The 15,630-nt window shown below is 66.2% G+C and carries 14 protein-coding genes; 8 read left to right on the top strand and 6 right to left on the bottom strand.

Going from position 1 to position 15,630, the window contains the following annotated elements; translation table 11 throughout:
- Positions 1 to 110: 110 nt before the first annotated feature.
- The gene (locus tag ACEN9F_RS22505; RefSeq protein WP_413423511.1) at positions 111 to 2,429 is read right to left on the bottom strand and encodes an NADP-dependent malic enzyme; all 2,319 of its coding nucleotides are present in this window, start codon (positions 2,427 to 2,429) and stop codon (positions 111 to 113) included.
- A 287-nt stretch (positions 2,430 to 2,716) separates the two neighbouring features.
- Here ACEN9F_RS22505 and thiL point away from each other — a divergent pair, with 287 nt between their 5' ends.
- Positions 2,717 to 3,691: a thiamine-phosphate kinase gene (thiL, locus tag ACEN9F_RS22500; RefSeq protein ID WP_413423509.1), complete on the top strand. Its 975-nt coding sequence runs from the start codon at positions 2,717 to 2,719 to the stop codon at positions 3,689 to 3,691.
- Here the strand turns inward: thiL and ACEN9F_RS22495 are convergent.
- On the bottom strand, positions 3,676 to 6,294 hold the full coding sequence (locus ACEN9F_RS22495) for an EAL domain-containing protein (protein WP_413423507.1): 2,619 nt from the start codon (positions 6,292 to 6,294) through the stop codon (positions 3,676 to 3,678). The genes thiL and ACEN9F_RS22495 overlap by 16 nt on opposite strands.
- 287 nt (positions 6,295 to 6,581) lie before the next feature.
- On the opposite strand from ACEN9F_RS22495, the gene ACEN9F_RS22490 reads away from it, so the two are divergent.
- From ACEN9F_RS22490 to ACEN9F_RS22480, 3 genes are all read left to right on the top strand, one after another.
- Entirely contained in the window at positions 6,582 to 7,076 is a 495-nt protein-coding gene (locus tag ACEN9F_RS22490; protein ID WP_413423505.1) for a CinA family protein, read from the top strand.
- Positions 7,077 to 7,148: 72 nt separating this feature from the next.
- Complete coding sequence (locus tag ACEN9F_RS22485; protein ID WP_413423503.1) at positions 7,149 to 7,889, top strand: hypothetical protein; 741 nt, start codon at positions 7,149 to 7,151, stop codon at positions 7,887 to 7,889.
- Between the two features lie 6 nt (positions 7,890 to 7,895).
- Positions 7,896 to 8,483, top strand: a complete 588-nt coding sequence (locus ACEN9F_RS22480; protein WP_413423501.1) for a hypothetical protein — start codon at positions 7,896 to 7,898, stop codon at positions 8,481 to 8,483.
- Between the two features lies 1 nt (position 8,484).
- Here ACEN9F_RS22480 and ACEN9F_RS22475 read toward each other — a convergent pair whose 3' ends face one another.
- Entirely contained in the window at positions 8,485 to 9,378 is an 894-nt protein-coding gene (locus ACEN9F_RS22475; RefSeq protein ID WP_413423499.1) for a LysR family transcriptional regulator, read from the bottom strand.
- Between the two features lie 89 nt (positions 9,379 to 9,467).
- On the opposite strand from ACEN9F_RS22475, the gene ACEN9F_RS22470 reads away from it, so the two are divergent.
- Genes ACEN9F_RS22470 through ACEN9F_RS22460 form a run of 3 tightly spaced genes read left to right on the top strand, consistent with a single transcriptional unit; the run spans position 9,468 to position 11,828 of the window.
- Complete coding sequence (locus tag ACEN9F_RS22470; protein WP_413423497.1) at positions 9,468 to 10,454, top strand: zinc-binding dehydrogenase; 987 nt, start codon at positions 9,468 to 9,470, stop codon at positions 10,452 to 10,454.
- Positions 10,455 to 10,503: 49 nt separating this feature from the next.
- Positions 10,504 to 10,830 (top strand): ArsR/SmtB family transcription factor, encoded by a 327-nt coding sequence (locus ACEN9F_RS22465; RefSeq protein WP_413423495.1) that lies wholly within the window; start codon positions 10,504 to 10,506, stop codon positions 10,828 to 10,830.
- Entirely contained in the window at positions 10,827 to 11,828 is a 1,002-nt protein-coding gene (locus ACEN9F_RS22460) for a cation diffusion facilitator family transporter (RefSeq protein WP_413423493.1), read from the top strand. Before ACEN9F_RS22465 ends, ACEN9F_RS22460 begins: the two co-directional genes overlap by 4 nt.
- A gap of 21 nt (positions 11,829 to 11,849) precedes the next feature.
- Here ACEN9F_RS22460 and cysK read toward each other — a convergent pair whose 3' ends face one another.
- From cysK to tcdA, 3 genes are all read right to left on the bottom strand, one after another.
- Complete coding sequence (cysK, locus tag ACEN9F_RS22455) at positions 11,850 to 12,782, bottom strand: cysteine synthase A (RefSeq protein ID WP_413423491.1); 933 nt, start codon at positions 12,780 to 12,782, stop codon at positions 11,850 to 11,852.
- 43 nt (positions 12,783 to 12,825) lie between these two features.
- On the bottom strand, positions 12,826 to 13,314 hold the full coding sequence (locus tag ACEN9F_RS22450) for an FKBP-type peptidyl-prolyl cis-trans isomerase (RefSeq protein WP_413423489.1): 489 nt from the start codon (positions 13,312 to 13,314) through the stop codon (positions 12,826 to 12,828).
- A gap of 91 nt (positions 13,315 to 13,405) precedes the next feature.
- The gene (gene tcdA, locus ACEN9F_RS22445; protein WP_413423487.1) at positions 13,406 to 14,248 is read right to left on the bottom strand and encodes a tRNA cyclic N6-threonylcarbamoyladenosine(37) synthase TcdA; all 843 of its coding nucleotides are present in this window, start codon (positions 14,246 to 14,248) and stop codon (positions 13,406 to 13,408) included.
- Positions 14,249 to 14,321: 73 nt separating this feature from the next.
- Here tcdA and pdxH point away from each other — a divergent pair, with 73 nt between their 5' ends.
- Positions 14,322 to 15,569 (top strand): pyridoxamine 5'-phosphate oxidase, encoded by a 1,248-nt coding sequence (gene pdxH, locus ACEN9F_RS22440; RefSeq protein ID WP_413423485.1) that lies wholly within the window; start codon positions 14,322 to 14,324, stop codon positions 15,567 to 15,569.
- The last annotated feature ends 61 nt before the right edge of the window (positions 15,570 to 15,630 follow it).

Here is a 15,630-nt window from a genome sequence, read left to right as displayed (position 1 = left end):
AGGAGAATCTTTTGTACAACTAGCTTATTGGCTGAATGTCAATGAAAAAAGGCCGGACCGCCTCCCTGCGGGGGAGCCGGTCCGGCCTCTGGCCGTGGGTTGCGGCTGGCTTACGCCTTGCGCTGGGCCACTGCGTCGACCACGCACAGCGCGGTCATGTTGACGATGCGGCGCACCGTGGCCGACGGCGTCAGGATGTGCACCGCCTTGTCGCAGCCGAGCAGGATGGGGCCGACCGCGATGCCGTTGCCGGCCGCCGTCTTCACCAGGTTGTAGGCGATGTTGGCGGCGTCGATGTTCGGCATCACCAGCAGGTTGGCGTCGCCGGTCAGGGTCGAGCCCGGCATGATGGCGTTGCGCAGCTTGGAGTCCAGCGCGGTGTCGCCGTGCATCTCGCCGTCCACTTCCAGGGTCGGGTCGCGCTGCTTGACCAGTTCCAGCGCGGCGCGCATCTTCTGCGCCGATTCGCTGTTGGACGAGCCGAAGTTCGAGTGCGACAGCAGCGCCGCGCGCGGCGACAGGCCGAAGCGGCGCATTTCTTCCGCCGCCATCACGGTGATGGCCGCCAGTTCGTTGGCGTTCGGGTTTTCGTTGACGTGGGTGTCGACCACCACCAGCTGGCGCTCGGGCAGGATCAGCACGTTCATCGCGGCGTAGACGCAGGCGCCTTCGCGCTTGCCCAGCACCTGGTCGATGTAGTGCAGGTGCAGCTGGGTGGTGCCGAAGGTGCCGCAGATCATGCCGTCGGCGTCGCCCTTCTTGATCATCATGGCGCCGATCAGCGTGTGGCGGCGGCGCATTTCCAGCTTGGCGTACTCCTGCGTCACGCCCTTGCGCGCGGTCATCTCGTAGTAGGCCTGCCAGTAGTCGCGATAGCGCTCGTCGTGGTCCGGGTTGATGACGTCGAAGTCGACGCCGTGCTTCAGGCGCAGGCCGAACTTGGTGATGCGGGTTTCCAGCACGGCCGGACGGCCGACCAGGATAGGGCGCGCCAGCTTCTCGTCGACGATCACCTGCACCGCGCGCAGCACGCGCTCTTCTTCGCCTTCGGCGTAGACGATGCGCTTGAGGTCGGAGGCGGTTTTCTTGGCCACCTGGAACAGCGGCTTCATGAAGGTGCCGCTGCGGTAGACGAACTGCTGCAGGCTGTCGGCGTAGGCTTGCAAATCCTTGATCGGACGGGTGGCGACGCCGGAATCCTCGGCGGCCTTGGCCACGGCCGGCGCGATCTTGATCAGCAGGCGCGGATCGAACGGCATCGGGATCAGGTACTCGGGGCCGAACGACAGGTTGGTGAAGCCGTAGGTGGTGGCGACGATGTCCGACTGCTCGGCGTGGGCCAGCTCGGCGATCGCGTGCACCACGGCGATTTCCATTTCGCGCGTGATGGTGGTGGCGCCGCAGTCGAGCGCGCCGCGGAAGATGTACGGGAAGCACAGCACGTTGTTGACCTGGTTCGGATAGTCCGAACGGCCGGTGCAGATCACGGCGTCGCCGCGCACGGCGCGCACTTCTTCCGGCAGGATTTCCGGATTCGGGTTGGCCAGCGCCAGGATCAGCGGGTTCGGCGCCATGGCCTTGACCATGTCCTGCTTGAGCACGCCGCCGGCGGAGACGCCGAGGAAGATGTCGGCGCCCGGGATCACTTCGGCCAGGGTGCGGGCCGAGGTGTCGCGCGCGAAGCGTTCCTTGTCCGGGTCCATCAGCTCGGTGCGGCCCTTGTAGACCACGCCGGCCAGGTCGGTGACGTAGATGTTTTCCAGCGGGAAGCCGAGGTCGACGATCAGGTCCAGGCAGGCCAGCGCGGCGGCGCCGGCGCCCGACACCACCAGCTTGCAGGTGGCGATGTCCTTGCCGACCAGCTGGATGCCGTTCAGGATGGCGGCGCCGACGATGATCGCGGTGCCGTGCTGGTCGTCATGGAACACCGGGATCTTCATGCGGTCGCGCAGCTGGCGCTCGATGTAGAAGCACTCCGGCGCCTTGATGTCTTCCAGGTTGACGCCGCCGAAGGTCGGTTCCAGCGCGGCGATGATGTCGACCAGCTTGTCCGGATCCTGCTCGTTGATTTCGATGTCGAAGACGTCGATGCCGGCGAACTTCTTGAACAGCACGCCCTTGCCTTCCATCACAGGCTTGGCCGCCAGCGGGCCGATGTTGCCCAGGCCCAGCACGGCGGTGCCGTTGGTGATGACCGCGACCAGGTTGCCGCGCGCCGTATACTTATAGGCGTTGGCCGGATCGATGACGATTTCTTCGCACGGCGCGGCCACGCCCGGGGAGTAGGCCAGGGCCAGGTCGCGCTGGTTGGTCAGTTGCTTGGTCGGCGTGACGCTGATTTTGCCGGGCGTCGGGCACTCGTGGTATTCAAGCGCGGCAAGGCGCAGTTGTTGACGAAGTTCTTCTTTTTTATCAGATGACGAATCCATGCTGTACAGCCTTCCTGTTTGTGCAATCGGAAAGGTTACGATTTTATCAGACCAATTCTTTCAAATAAGTAGGTATTTTCACCAACGAGTATGATGGATATCAGCATTTTTTATGATAGTGGCGATGCCAAACCGAATTTTTGACGTTTTTAGCGGCATTAACCTATCGATAGCCGTCATATAGGCAATTTTGCAGAGCCATTGCCATTCACTATGAGGATGCGGATTGCAATTGCAATTCATAATTTTCATCGACCCGCCGGCGGAATTCATCGCTACAATGCGACATGCTCTCTGAATTCGACCTCATCAAGCAATATTTCCAGCGCCCGCACCGCCCGGCCCGCGCCACGCTGGGCATCGGCGACGATTGCGCCCTGATCACGCCCACGCCCGGCATGCAGACGGCGATCTCGTCCGACATGCTGGTCGAGGGCCGCCACTTCTTCGCCGGCGAGGATCCAGTACGGCTGGGCCACAAGGCGCTGGCGGTCAACCTGTCGGACCTGGCGGCGATGGGCGCGCGGCCCGTCGCTTTTACACTCGCGCTGGCGCTGCCCGCCGCCGACCGCGACTGGCTGGCCGGCTTCTCGCAGGGCTTGTTCGCGCTGGCCGACGCCTTCAACATCGAGCTGATCGGCGGCGACACCACCAAGGGCCCGCTCAACATCTGCATCACCGTGTTCGGCGAGCTGCGCCCGGGCCAGGCCCTGCGCCGCAGCGCCGCCAAGGCGGGCGACGACATCTGGATCTCCGGCACGCTGGGCGACGCCCGCCTGGCGCTGGCCGGCTACCGGCTGGAATTGCAGCGGCCGCTCGACGCGGCCGCCCTGCAGGCGGCCGCCGCGCGCATGCACACGCCGGTGCCGCGGGTGGAACTGGGCGCGCTGCTGGCCGAACAGGGCATCGCCCACGCCGCCATCGATATCTCGGACGGCCTGGTCGGCGACCTCGGCCACATATTAAAACTGTCGGACGTGGGCGCCACGCTGGATGTCGACGCGCTGCCGGCCGGCGCCGTGCTGGCCACGCGCGAGACCGCGCTGCGCCGCGCCTACAGCGCCGCCGGCGGCGACGACTACGAGCTGTGCTTCACCGCCCCGGCCGCCGCGCGCGCGGCCGTCCTGGCGGCGGCGGCCAGCGTCGCCACGCCGGTCACGCGGGTCGGCGTCATCGACGCGCAGGCGGGCCTGCGCCTGGTCGACGCCCGGGGCCTGCCGCTGCAGCTGCAACTCGACAGCTACGATCACTTCACTTCCTGAATCGCCGCCTGCAGCGCGGTCGCATCCTCGTCCGGCTGGCCCGCGCGGCGGCCGCTGCCGTGCATCAGCCAGTAGTGGTGGAAGGCCAGGCGGATGTTGTCGCGCAGCTGGGTGTCGTCCCACGGCTTGGTGTAGAAGCGGTAGATGGCGCCGCGGTTGATCGAATCCAGCACCGCCTCCAGCCCGGTGTAGCCGGACAGGATGATGCGGATGGTTTCCGGGTACATCTCCTTGACCTTGCTGAGGAACTCGGTGCCGCTCATGGCCGGCATGCGCTGGTCGCACACGATCACCTGCACCGCGTGCAGCGCCAGCATCTCGAACGCCTCGGCCGGCGAGGCCGCCGTCAGGATCTGGTAGCCGTCGCGCCGGAACAGCCGGTGCAGCGAGGCCAGCACGTTGACGTCGTCGTCGACGATCAGCAGGGTCTGCGCCGGCTGGCCGCCGTTGCCCGGCGGCGGCGGCAGCGAGCGGCCCGATTCCACCAGCGCGCCCAGGTCGGCCGGCGCCAGCGGCCGGCTGAAGAAATAGCCCTGGATCTCGTCGCAGCGGCTGCGCCGCAGGTATTCCAGCTGGGCCCGCGTCTCCACCCCTTCGGCGATCACCCGCAGCTTGAGGCTGTGCGCCATGCTGATGATGGCTTGCGCGATGGCCGCGTCGTTGGGGTTGGTGGTGATGTCGCGCACGAAGGCGATGTCGATCTTCAGCTTGTCGATCGGGAAGCGCTGCAGGTAGGCCAGCGACGAATAGCCGGTGCCGAAGTCGTCGATCGCCACCTTGATGCCGAGCTGCTTCAGGTTGCTCAGCACGGTGATGGTGCGCTCGGCGTTGGACATCAGCGCGGTTTCCGTCAACTCCAGTTCCAGCAGCTCGGCCGGCACCCGGTGGCGCGCCAGCGCCGAGCGCACCACCTCCTCCAGGTCGCCCTCGACGAACTGGCGGCTGGCGACGTTGACCGCCACCCGCACCGCGCCCACGGCGCCGCGCTGCCAGTCGCCGATCTGGCGGCAGGCGGCGTCGATGATCCAGGCGCCGACCCGCACGATCAGGCCGGTATCCTCCAGCACCGGCACGAACTCGGCCGGATACACCATGCCGAAGCCGGGCCGCTGCCAGCGCAGCAGCGCCTCGACGCCGCTGACGGCGCCGGTATGCAGGTTGACCTTGGGCTGGTAGTGCAGCAGCAGCTCGTCGTTGTCGAGCGCGCGGCGCAGCGCCAGCTCCAGGTCCAGCCGCGCCAGCACCTGCACGTTCATGCCGGCGGTGAAGAAGCGGTAGCCGTCGCGCCCGGCCTGCTTGGCGCGCTCCATCGCCGTGTCGGCGTACTTGAGCAGGGTTTCCGGGTCGGTGGCGTCGTCCGGGTACATGGCGATGCCGATGCTGGCGCTGAGCACGGCCGGATGGCCGTTCAGGTCGAACGGCTGGCGCAGCGCGTCGCGCACCTCGTTGGCGGTGTGGACCGCGTCCTGCTGGTCGCGCGGCATGGTCAGGATCAGCGCGAACTCGTCGCCGCCCATGCGGCCCACGGTGTCGCGGATGCGCACGCACTGCACCAGCCGGTTGCTGAACTGGCGCAGCAGTTCGTCGCCCTGGGCGTGGCCGAGCGAATCGTTGATGTTCTTGAAGCGGTCCAGCGCGATGAACAGCACCACGATGCGCCAGGCCTTATCCTGCGCCAGCGCGATGGCGTCGGCCAGCGTGCGGTAGAACAGCGTGCGGTTGGGCAGGCCGGTCAGGCTGTCGTAGTGGGCCATGTGCTGCAGCAGCTCGTCGGCCTGGCGCCGCTCGCTGATGTCGCGCGCCACGCCCAGCAGGATGGTGGGCTGGTCGGCGCGCTGCAGCAGTTGCCAGTAGATTTCCACCGGCACCGAGATCATGTCGCGCCGCATCAGGTCCAGCTCGGCCAGCTCGGGCGCGCGCGCCGGGCCGATGGCGGCGGCGTAGTCCTCCAGCCGCTCGGCCCGCTCGCGCAGCGCGGCCGGCGTGCCCAGGCCCAGCCGGCTGGCGCTCTGGCCCAGCATTTCGGCGCGCGGATAGCCCAGCATGCGGCAGGCGCCGTCGTTGACGTCGACCAGCTCGGCGCTGGCGGCGTCGAGCAGGAAGATGGCGTCGGCGGTGGCGTCCATCGCGCTGCGGAAGCGCTGCAGCTCGGCGGTCCGCTCGCGCACGGTCTGCTCCAGGCGGGCGTTGTAGTGGCGCTCCTCGCGGTGCAGCAGGCGCACCTCCAGCATGTTGCGGATGCGCGTCAGCACCTCGACCGGATCGAAGGGCTTGCTGACGAAATCGCGCGCGCCGGCCTCGAAGGCGCGCAGCTTGTGGTCGGGCTGGGCGGTGACCACCAGCACCGGCAGCCAGGCGTCGGTCTCCAGCGGCTTGAGCGCCTCCATCACTTCGAAGCCGCTCATGCCGGGCATCTGCAGGTCGAGGATGATCAGGTCGTAGTGGTGGCGGGCGTGCCAGCCGGCGACCACGCGCGGGTCGGTGGTGGAACTGACGGCCTTGTAGCCGGTGGAGTTGAGCAGGAATTCCAGCAACTCCACATTGACCGGCTGATCGTCGACGATCAGGATGCGGGCGTGGTACAGGTCGGTCTGGCTGATCATGGCGCCTCCGTGGGGTCTTATCGGGAACGGCGTCATGGCCGCTCCGGACCGCTTGTCAAGAGCAGCATACTCAGGCTGCCCGATTGGCGGCGCACGGCTGCGGTGTTTGGGCAGCGTGTTGGGGACATCCGCACAATCGAAATGAGTGTACGCAACTTCAAATCGGCGGTCTAATGTTTTTTCAGAAAGTTGCGGTTTTGGCAAATGTACGGCGCGCCACTGGCATCGATTGCGAACCGCATGGTACAGTGGAAGCAAGCCATCAGCCGCTACAGAAGGAGAGCCCCATGAGTTCCAGCAACAGCGACACCATCCTCGACCTCGCCGCGCAAGCCGGCAAAGCCCTGCAAGAGAAGGGCTTGATCCTGGCCACCGCCGAATCGTGCACCGGCGGCGGCGTGGCCCAGGCCATCACGGAAATCGCCGGCTCGACCGCGTGGTTCGACTGCGGCTTCATCACCTATTCCAACGCCTCCAAGACCGAAATGCTGGACGTCTCCGCCGCGCTGATCGCGCAGATGGGCAGCGTCTCCGAGGAAGTGGCGGCGGCCATGGCGACCGGCGCGCTCGGCGCCAGCAACGCCCACCTGGCTGTGTCGACCACCGGCATCGCCGGCCCGACCGGCGCGGTGCCGGGCAAGCCGGTCGGCACCGTGTGCTTCGGCTGGGCCAACGGCGACACCGTGCACACGGAGCGGCTGGTGTTCAGCGGCGACCGCCGCGCGGTGCGCGAGCAAACCGTGATCCATGCGCTGCAGGGGCTGTTAAGGTTCATTAACTAAGGCCGCGTGGCGGTTGCCTTCCCGCCACAAAACAATTACTCTCGACGCATTCGAGCGATTCAGGAGTAATTGATGCAAAACACGGTACATTTTATTCTCCAAGGCAAAGGCGGCATCGGCAAGACGCTGGTCTCCACCATCCTCGCGCAATGGATCGCGGGCAAGGATGTGAGCGAAGAGCACCAGCCGCTGCGCTGCTACGACACCGACCAGGAGAATGCGACCTTCTCGCGCTACAAGGCGATGGACGTCAAGCATGTGCCGGTGATGACGGACAGCCGCACCATCGACCCCAAGCGCTTCGACGCGCTGATGATCGACATCCTCGAGCAGGACGGCAACTGCGTCATCGACAACGGCGCCAACACCTTCTCGCCGCTGATGGGCTACCTGATCGAGAACGACTGCTTCTCGCTGCTGCAGGAATCGGGCCGCAAGGTCTATATACACACTATCGTCGGCGGCGGCGACACGCTGCACGACACCGCGATGGGTTTCGTCTCGACCGCCAAGTCGACCAATGTGCCGCTGGTGCTGTGGGAAAACGAGCACTTCGGCCTGCTGCAATCGGCGTCGGGCAAGCAATTCACCGAATCGCAGACCTATGCCGACAACGCGGCGCGGGTGCGCGGCCGCATCGTGCTCTCGGCGCGCAACGCCGACACCTTCGGCGCCGACATCAAGAAGATGAACACGGCGCGCCTGACCGCCAACGAGGTCAAGGAAAGCGACAAATTCAACGTGATGGAAAAGCAGCGCATCAAGGTCGTGTTCCGCGACCTGTTCGAGCAACTCGACAACGTGCAGTGGTAAGCGGCCATGGATCAGCAGAAGCTGCGCAGCCTGGTCTTTGAAAAAACCGGCGTCAAGATCGACATCGACGATCCGGTGTTCGCGCTGGTCGCGCTGAATGAAGCGGTGCTGGAGGAAGCGGTCGGGCGCCATGTCGCGCTGATCGACGCCGCCTCGCTGGAGCTGGCGCAGCAGGCGCGCCTGGCCGGCGGGCTGGCGCCGCTGCACGAGGGCGGCCGCAAAGCGGCGCCGGTGCTGGACGCCACCAACGAAGCGGTGGCCGCCGCGCCGGCGCAACCGGCCGGCTACGCCCCCGCCCCGGCCGCCCCGGTGCGCGCCATCGCCACGCAGACGCCGGCCGTCACGCCGCGCGAGCTGCGGCTGCTGGCCGCCGCCGCCGGCATCGCCGTCTTGAGCGCGCTGATCGTGCTGGGCGGCCAGGCCGCGTTCAGCAGGCCGCCGCCGGCCCCGGTGATCCAGCAAGCGCGCTCGCTGACGCCGGAACAGACGCTGGCCCTGCAAAACGCCGACAAGCTGAACAAGGCGATCCAGAAACTGGACCCGAAAGTCCGCACCCAGCTCCAGGCCGAGCTGCAAAAAACTGTCGCCCCCTGATCTACGGCAGATTGGCCACCAGGTGCTCCCACAGCCGGTTGGCGACCGGACCGTGGGCGATGTCGCGGCGGCGCGCGATGACCAGTTCCAGCTCGCTTTCGCGGAAATGATCGCCCGCCATCGACAGCAGCCGCCCGCGCGCCAGATCCTCTTCCACCAGATACAGCGGCATATGCCCCCATCCCATGCCCTGTAGGATCACCTCGCGCTTCATGAACTGATCGGCGACGGTGCAGCGGCGGGCGCCGTCCACCACGAAATAGTCGCGCGGGGCGCCGTTGCGCGCGCTGTCGCGTATCACGCATTGCACGTAGGGCCGCATCATGTCCGGCGTGATGCCGGCGTGGACCGGAAAGTCCAGGAAGTCGGGCGCCACCACCGGCACCAGCCGGACACGCTGCCATCGCCTGGCGTCGAAGCGCATCTCCGCCTGATCGAGGTGATGGAAGATCAAGTCCGCCTCGCCGCCCTGCAGGCGTTCCCACGGACCGGACAGGGCCTCGAAATGCAGGTCCAGCCGGGTCGCCGGGCACTGCGCAAAAAAACGCCGCAGCAAATGCAGCGTCGCCGGCAACGGGCACAGGTCGCCGATCACCACCGCCAGCTTGACTTCCTCTCCCATGGCGATCTGCCTGGCCTGCGTTTCCATCCGCCTGGCGCCGTCAAGCATCTGCCTGGCCGGGCCGAGGAAGGCCTCGCCGGCGGCGGATAGCGCGACGCGATAGCCGCCGCGGTCGAACAACGCCAGCCCCAGCTGGCGCTCAAGGCTGGCGACGGCGGCAAACACGCTGGGATGGGAGCGGTGCAGCCTGGTCGCGGCCTTTTGAAAACTGCCCAGTTCGGCGACCGCCAGGAAGCATGCCAATTCATGCAGGGTGAATCCGACAGAGTTCATAAATCCTACAGAGATTGACCAGATTTTCCAATTTTATCCGAATGTGTTTTCCCATACAGTCATGGCTCGACCACTTTCAGGAGAAACTCATGCGTGCCATACAAATCGTCCAGTTCGGCGGTCCCGAGCAATTGCAGCCGGTGGAGCTCGCCACACCGGTGCCGGCCCGCGGCCAGGTGCTGATCCGCGTCGGGGCGTTCGGCCTGAATCGCGCGGAAACCTATATGCGCCAGGGCCTGTGGGGCGAAGTCGCCAGGGTGCCGGGCATCGAATGCGTCGGCATCGTGGCGGCGGCGCCGGGAACCGGGCTGCGCGAAGGCGATACCGTCGCCGCCATCATGGGCGGCATGGGGCGCACCATCAACGGCAGCTATGCGGAATATGTGTGCGTCCCGGCCAGCAATGTGGTGCCGCTGCACTCGTCGCTGCCGTGGGCCGATCTGGCCGCGGTACCGGAATCGTATGCAACCGCCTGGGCCTGTTTGCACGACAACCTGGAACTGCGTCCCGGGCAAACCCTGCTGATACGCGGCGCCAGCTCCGCGCTGGGCCAGGCCGCGACCAATATCGCGGCCCACGCGGGCGCGCAGGTGATCGCCACCACGCGCCGTCCGGCGGCGCTCGATACCCGGTTGAAAGACAACGGCGCCCGGCACGTCATCGGGGAGCAGCCCAGCCTGGCGGCCGCCGTGCGCGCCATCGCGCCCGACGGCGTCGACGCGGTGCTCGATCTGGTGGGCAACACCACGCTGCTCGATTCGCTGGCCCTCGCGGCCCGGCCCGGCCGCGTCTGCCAGGCCGGCTTCCTCGGCGGCCTTGGGCCGTTGGCCGGTTTCCTCCCGCTGCAGCATCTGCCGCCTCGGGTGCAGCTGAGCTTTTTCGGCAGCTTCGCGTTCGGTTCCCCGGGATTCGAGCTGGACCGGGTGCCCTTGCAACAAATCGTCGAGCGGGTGGAACAGGGACACTACCGCGCGAAGCCGGCACGGGTATTTTCCTTCGAGGACATCGTCGGCGCCCACCACTACCTGGAGGCCGGGACGGGAACCGGCAAGGCTGTGGTGACCGTACGACCTTGACTCCGGCATTTTCTGCTAACATGTGAACATCTATTCACTTGTTAGCATTATGAGTTGTCAACACGACTATTCCAATTGCGATCCGCAGATCGCGCAACTGGCCGACCTGTTTCACCTGCTGGGCGATCCCACCCGCCTGCGCATCGTGCTGGCCTGCATGCCGGCGCCGATTGCCGTCAGCGATATCGCGACTACACTGGACCTGAGCAGCTCGCTGGTCAGCCACCACTTGCGCCTGCTGCGCGCGGCGCGCATCGTGAAGTCCGAGCGCCAGGGCAAGCAGGTGTTTTATTCCGCCGCCGATGCCCATATCAGCGGCGTACTGAACGATATGCTCGAACATATCGCCGAACCTTCCAACGGGAACGAAGCATGAGCAAGCACCACGACCACGATCACGACCACCATGACCACGCTCATGGCCACAGCCACGCGCCGGCCAAGGCGCACAGCCATGACCACCACGGTCACGATCATGGCCACCACCACCACGGCGATCCGAACACCATGGGCCGCGCCTTCGCCATCGCGATCGTGCTCAACACCGCCTTCGTCGGCATCGAGTTCTTCTACGGCTTCCTGGCCAATTCCACCGCGCTGATGGCCGACGCCGGCCACAACCTGTCCGACGTGCTGGGCCTGATGCTGGCCTGGGGCGCCGCCATCCTGGCCAAGCGCGCGCCCAACGGCCGCTATACCTACGGCCTGCGCAGCAGCTCGATGCTGGCCGCGCTGTTCAACGCCATGCTGCTGATGGCGGCCTGCGGCGGCATCGCGTGGGAAGCCGTGCAACAGCTGATCCATCCCGATCCGGTGGCCGGCCTGACGGTGTCGGTGGTGGCCGGCTTCGGCATCCTGGTCAACGGCTTCTCGGCCTGGCTGTTCATGTCCGGCAGCAAGGACGACATCAATATCCGCGGCGCCTACCTGCACATGGCGGCCGATGCCGCCATCTCGCTGGGCGTGCTGGTGGCCGGCGTGATCGTGCGCTATTCGGGCTGGAACTGGATCGATCCGATGGTCAGCATGCTGATCGTCGCCTTCATCGTCTACAGCACCTGGTCGCTGCTGACGCAGTCGATGCGCATGGTGCTGGCCGCCGTGCCGGACAATGTCGACCGCGCCGGCATCGAGCAGTTCCTGCGCAGCCGCCCCGGCGTGAGCGAGGTGCACGACCTGCACATCTGGGCCGTGAGCACCACCGAGACCGCGCTGACCGCGCAACTGGTGACGCCGGCCGGCCATCCCGGCGACGATGCGGTGGACGACATCAGCGCGCATCTGCGGGAAGACTACGCCATCCAGCACAGCACGCTGCAAATCCGCCTCGGCGCCACCGCGCAGCAGTGCTGCCTGGTGCAGCCGGCGCACTAGCCGGCGCGCACCAGCCGCCGATCAATCGGCGAGCCCCGCGTACAGCGGCGTGCTCAGGTAGCGTTCGCCGAAAGATGGGATGATCACCACGATGATCTGGTCCGCATTTTCCGGCCGCCGCGCGACCTGCAGCGCAGCCCACAGCGCGGCGCCGGAAGAAATTCCCACCAACAGCCCCTCCTGGCTGGCCGCCAGGCGCGCGGTCTCGAACGCATCGTCGTTCTTGACGCCGATGATTTCGTCGTACACCTTGGTGTTGAGCACGGCCGGCACAAAGCCCGCGCCGATGCCCTGCAGCGGATGCGGCCCCTTGACGCCCCTGGCCAGCACCGGCGAAGCCTCCGGCTCCACCGCGATGCAGCGGAACGCCGGCTTGCGCGCCTTGATCACCTCGCCCACGCCGGTGATCGTGCCGCCGGTGCCGACGCCGGCCACCAGGATGTCGGCGCGGCCGTCGGTGTCGCTCCAGATTTCCTCCGCCGTGGTGCGCCGGTGCACGTCCGGATTGGCGGGGTTGTTGAATTGCTGCGGCATCAGGTAGCGCGGATCGGCCGCCACCAGCTCGTCGGCGCGGCGGATCGCGCCCAGCATGCCTTCGCCGCCAGGCGTCAGGATCAGCTCGGCGCCGTAGGCGCGCAGCAGCATGCGCCGTTCGCGGCTCATGGTGTCCGGCATGACCAAGGTGCAGCGGTAGCCGCGCGCGGCGCACACCATCGCCAGCGCGATGCCGGTGTTGCCGCTGGTCGGTTCGAGGATGATGGTGTCGGGACGGATCTGGCCGGCCGCTTCGGCCGCCTCGATCATCGACAGGCCGATGCGGTCTTTCACGCTGTGGGCCGGATTGCAGTATTCCAGCTTGACCAGCAGCTGGGCGGTGCTGCCCTTGGCCAGCCGGTTCAGCCGCACCAGCGGGGTACGGCCGATCAGTTCAGTGACGTCGTTGGCAATCTTCATCAAAACCTCCGAAGGGGGATGGAGATTGCCAGTCTACGCCCTTTTACTTCACGTCCATCAGCTCCACGTCGAAGATCAGCGCGGAGTTCGGCGGAATGTTGCTGCCCGCCGCGGGACGCGAGCCGTAAGCCAGTTCCGACGGGATGATCAGGGTGCGCTTGCCGCCCACCTTCATGCCCTGGATGCCCTGGTCCCAGCCCTTGATGACGCGGCCGGCGCCCAGCACGAAGTCCAGCGGCTCGCCGCGCGGGATCGACGAATCGAACAGCTTGCCGTGCATGTTCTTGGCCAGCGGGCGGTACAGCCAGCCCGAATAGTGCATGTAGACGGTGGCGCCGGTGGTGGCTTCCTTGCCGGTGCCGATCTTGTTGTCGATGACGGTCAGCTGCTCGGCGGCCGGGCCCGGCGTGGCCGAGCCGACCACGACCGGCGCCGGCGCGGCGGCTTCGGCGGCGGCCGGAGGGGTTTGCGCCTGGGCCGCGGAAGCCGCCAGCGCGCACAGCATTGCTACTAAAACGGAACTACGCATCATGGTTTTATTCTTTCGATGAGGTCTGTGGACAGCACGGCGTCCGTGCAGCGCGCACCATGATAGCAAACCTGCATCGCGAACTGCATAAAAACTACGCCGCCTCCGGGGCCGCCTCCGCCGCTTGCGCGCCGTCGGCCAGCCGGCGCAGCACATGGCCGGCGGCGACCATGCCGAAGGTGGCCGTGACCACCATCGCCGAGCCGAAGCCGGCGCAGTTCAAGCCGGTGACGCCGCCGGCGCGGTCGTCGCCGTCCACCGCGCACACTTCGCCGGTTTCCGGGAACTTCAGCGGTTCCATCGAAAACACCGCGTCGACGTGGAACTTGGTTTTCTCGCCGCGCGGGTAGCCGTACTGGCTGCGCAACACCTTGCGCACTTTCTTCAGCAGCGGCTCCTGCTCGGTCCGGGCCAGGTCGCGCACGGCGATCTGGGTCGGATCGGTCTGGCCGCCGGCGCTGCCGATGATCACCAGCGGGATGCTGTGCTGGCGGCACCAGGCGATCATCGCGGCCTTGGCCTTGACGCTGTCGATGGCGTCGACCACGTAGTCGTATTGGCCGGCGCCGAGCATCTGCTCCAGGTTGTCGGGACTGACGAAATCCTCGATCTGGTGGACCTGGCAGAACGGATTGATCTGGGCGATGCGCTCGGCCAGCGCGCTGATCTTGGCCATGCCGACGGTGCTGCCGAGGGCCTGGATCTGGCGGTTGATATTCGATTCGGCCACGTTGTCGAGGTCGATCAGGGTCAGTTGGCCGATGGCGCTGCGGGCCAGCGCCTCGACGATCCACGAGCCGACGCCGCCGACGCCGACCACGCACACATGGGCGCCGCGGAAACGCGCCAGCGCGCGCTCGCCGTACAGGCGCGCGATGCCGCCGAAGCGGCGTTCGAAGTCGACGTCATCGAAATTTGGGGGAGGGATGCTGTTCATCCCGCCATTTTAACGGACGCGGCGAGAAAAATTATTCTAGAATGCCTTTCTCACCCAGCCAGAGCGCCCATCCATGAGCAACGCACCCAGCAACTCCCTGATCGACACCGCCCCCGACTTCAGCCAGCCGATAGCAGTCTTGAAACATTGCCACGACCGCATCCGCAAGCAGTTGCAGACCATGCAGAAGCTGCTGGCCCACCTGCCCAAGCACGGCGCCGACGCCGAGGCGCAGCAAGCCGCCCAGGCCGTGCTCAAATATTTCAACAACGCCGCCCACCTGCACCACGAGGACGAGGAGCACAACCTGGTGCCGATGCTGCAGGCCACCGCGCGCGACGCCGACGCCGCCCTGCTGGCCGAGCTGGTGCCGGCCATTTTGGCCGGTCACGAGCAAATGGATAGAGACTGGAATATAATTAAATCGCAACTTGATCAAATTGCCAACGGGCAAAGTTCAGCCTTGTCGGCGCAGGATGTCCAGGGGTTCTGCGACACCTATGCGGCCCACATGGCGGTGGAAGAGGCGAACATCGCGCCGATGGCGAAACGCCTGTTCAGCCCCGAGCAGATGGCGCAGCTGGGCAGCGCCATGCAGGTGCGGCGCGGGATCGTCCCCGACCTGCCACAGAGTCAGGTGCCGGAACAAAAACACGCGGCGGTCGCCGCCACCGTGGCCGACGGCGTGGTGCTGGCCGATCTGCGCCTCGATTACGGCCGCGCCAGTTTGACGGAACACGCTGTGCTGGACGATCCGATCGCCCAGTTCGGCAAGTGGTTTGAAGAAGCCATGCATGCGAAGGTCAATGAACCGAACGCGATGAGCGTGGCCACGGTCGACGCGGACGGCAAGCCCAGTTCGCGCATCGTCCTGATCAAGCAATACGACGCGCGCGGTTTCACGTGGTACACCAATTACGAGAGCCAGAAAGGCCGGCAACTGCGCGCCAACCCGCATGCGGCGCTGCTATTCTTTTGGAGCGAGTTGGAACGCCAGGTGCGCATCGAAGGCGAGGTGGTCAAGACCTCGGCTGAAGAGAGCGACACCTATTTTTACAGCCGGCCGGTGAAAAGCCAGATCGCTGCGATCGCTTCGCAGCAAAGCGCGCGGATCGCCAACCGGGAACAGATGGAAGCCAATTACGATGCGGCCGCGGCAGTCGGCGGCGAGCATCCGGTGCGGCCGGAACACTGGGGCGGCTATCGCCTCGATCCGGTGCGCATCGAGTTCTGGCAGGGACGCCGTTCGCGTTTCCATGACCGGATCGTGTACGTCAAACAGGCAGATGGCAGCTGGGTCAAGGAGCGCCTGCAACCGTAAGCAGGCGGCCCCGTTCAGGACACCGGACCATCGCTTGCGGTGGTCTTTTTTATTTCTGAAC

Source organism: Duganella sp. CT11-25 (assembly GCF_047302815.1).
Classification (GTDB): Bacteria; Pseudomonadota; Gammaproteobacteria; order Burkholderiales; family Burkholderiaceae_D; genus Rugamonas.
This window is presented reverse-complemented; position numbering and strand designations above follow the sequence as displayed.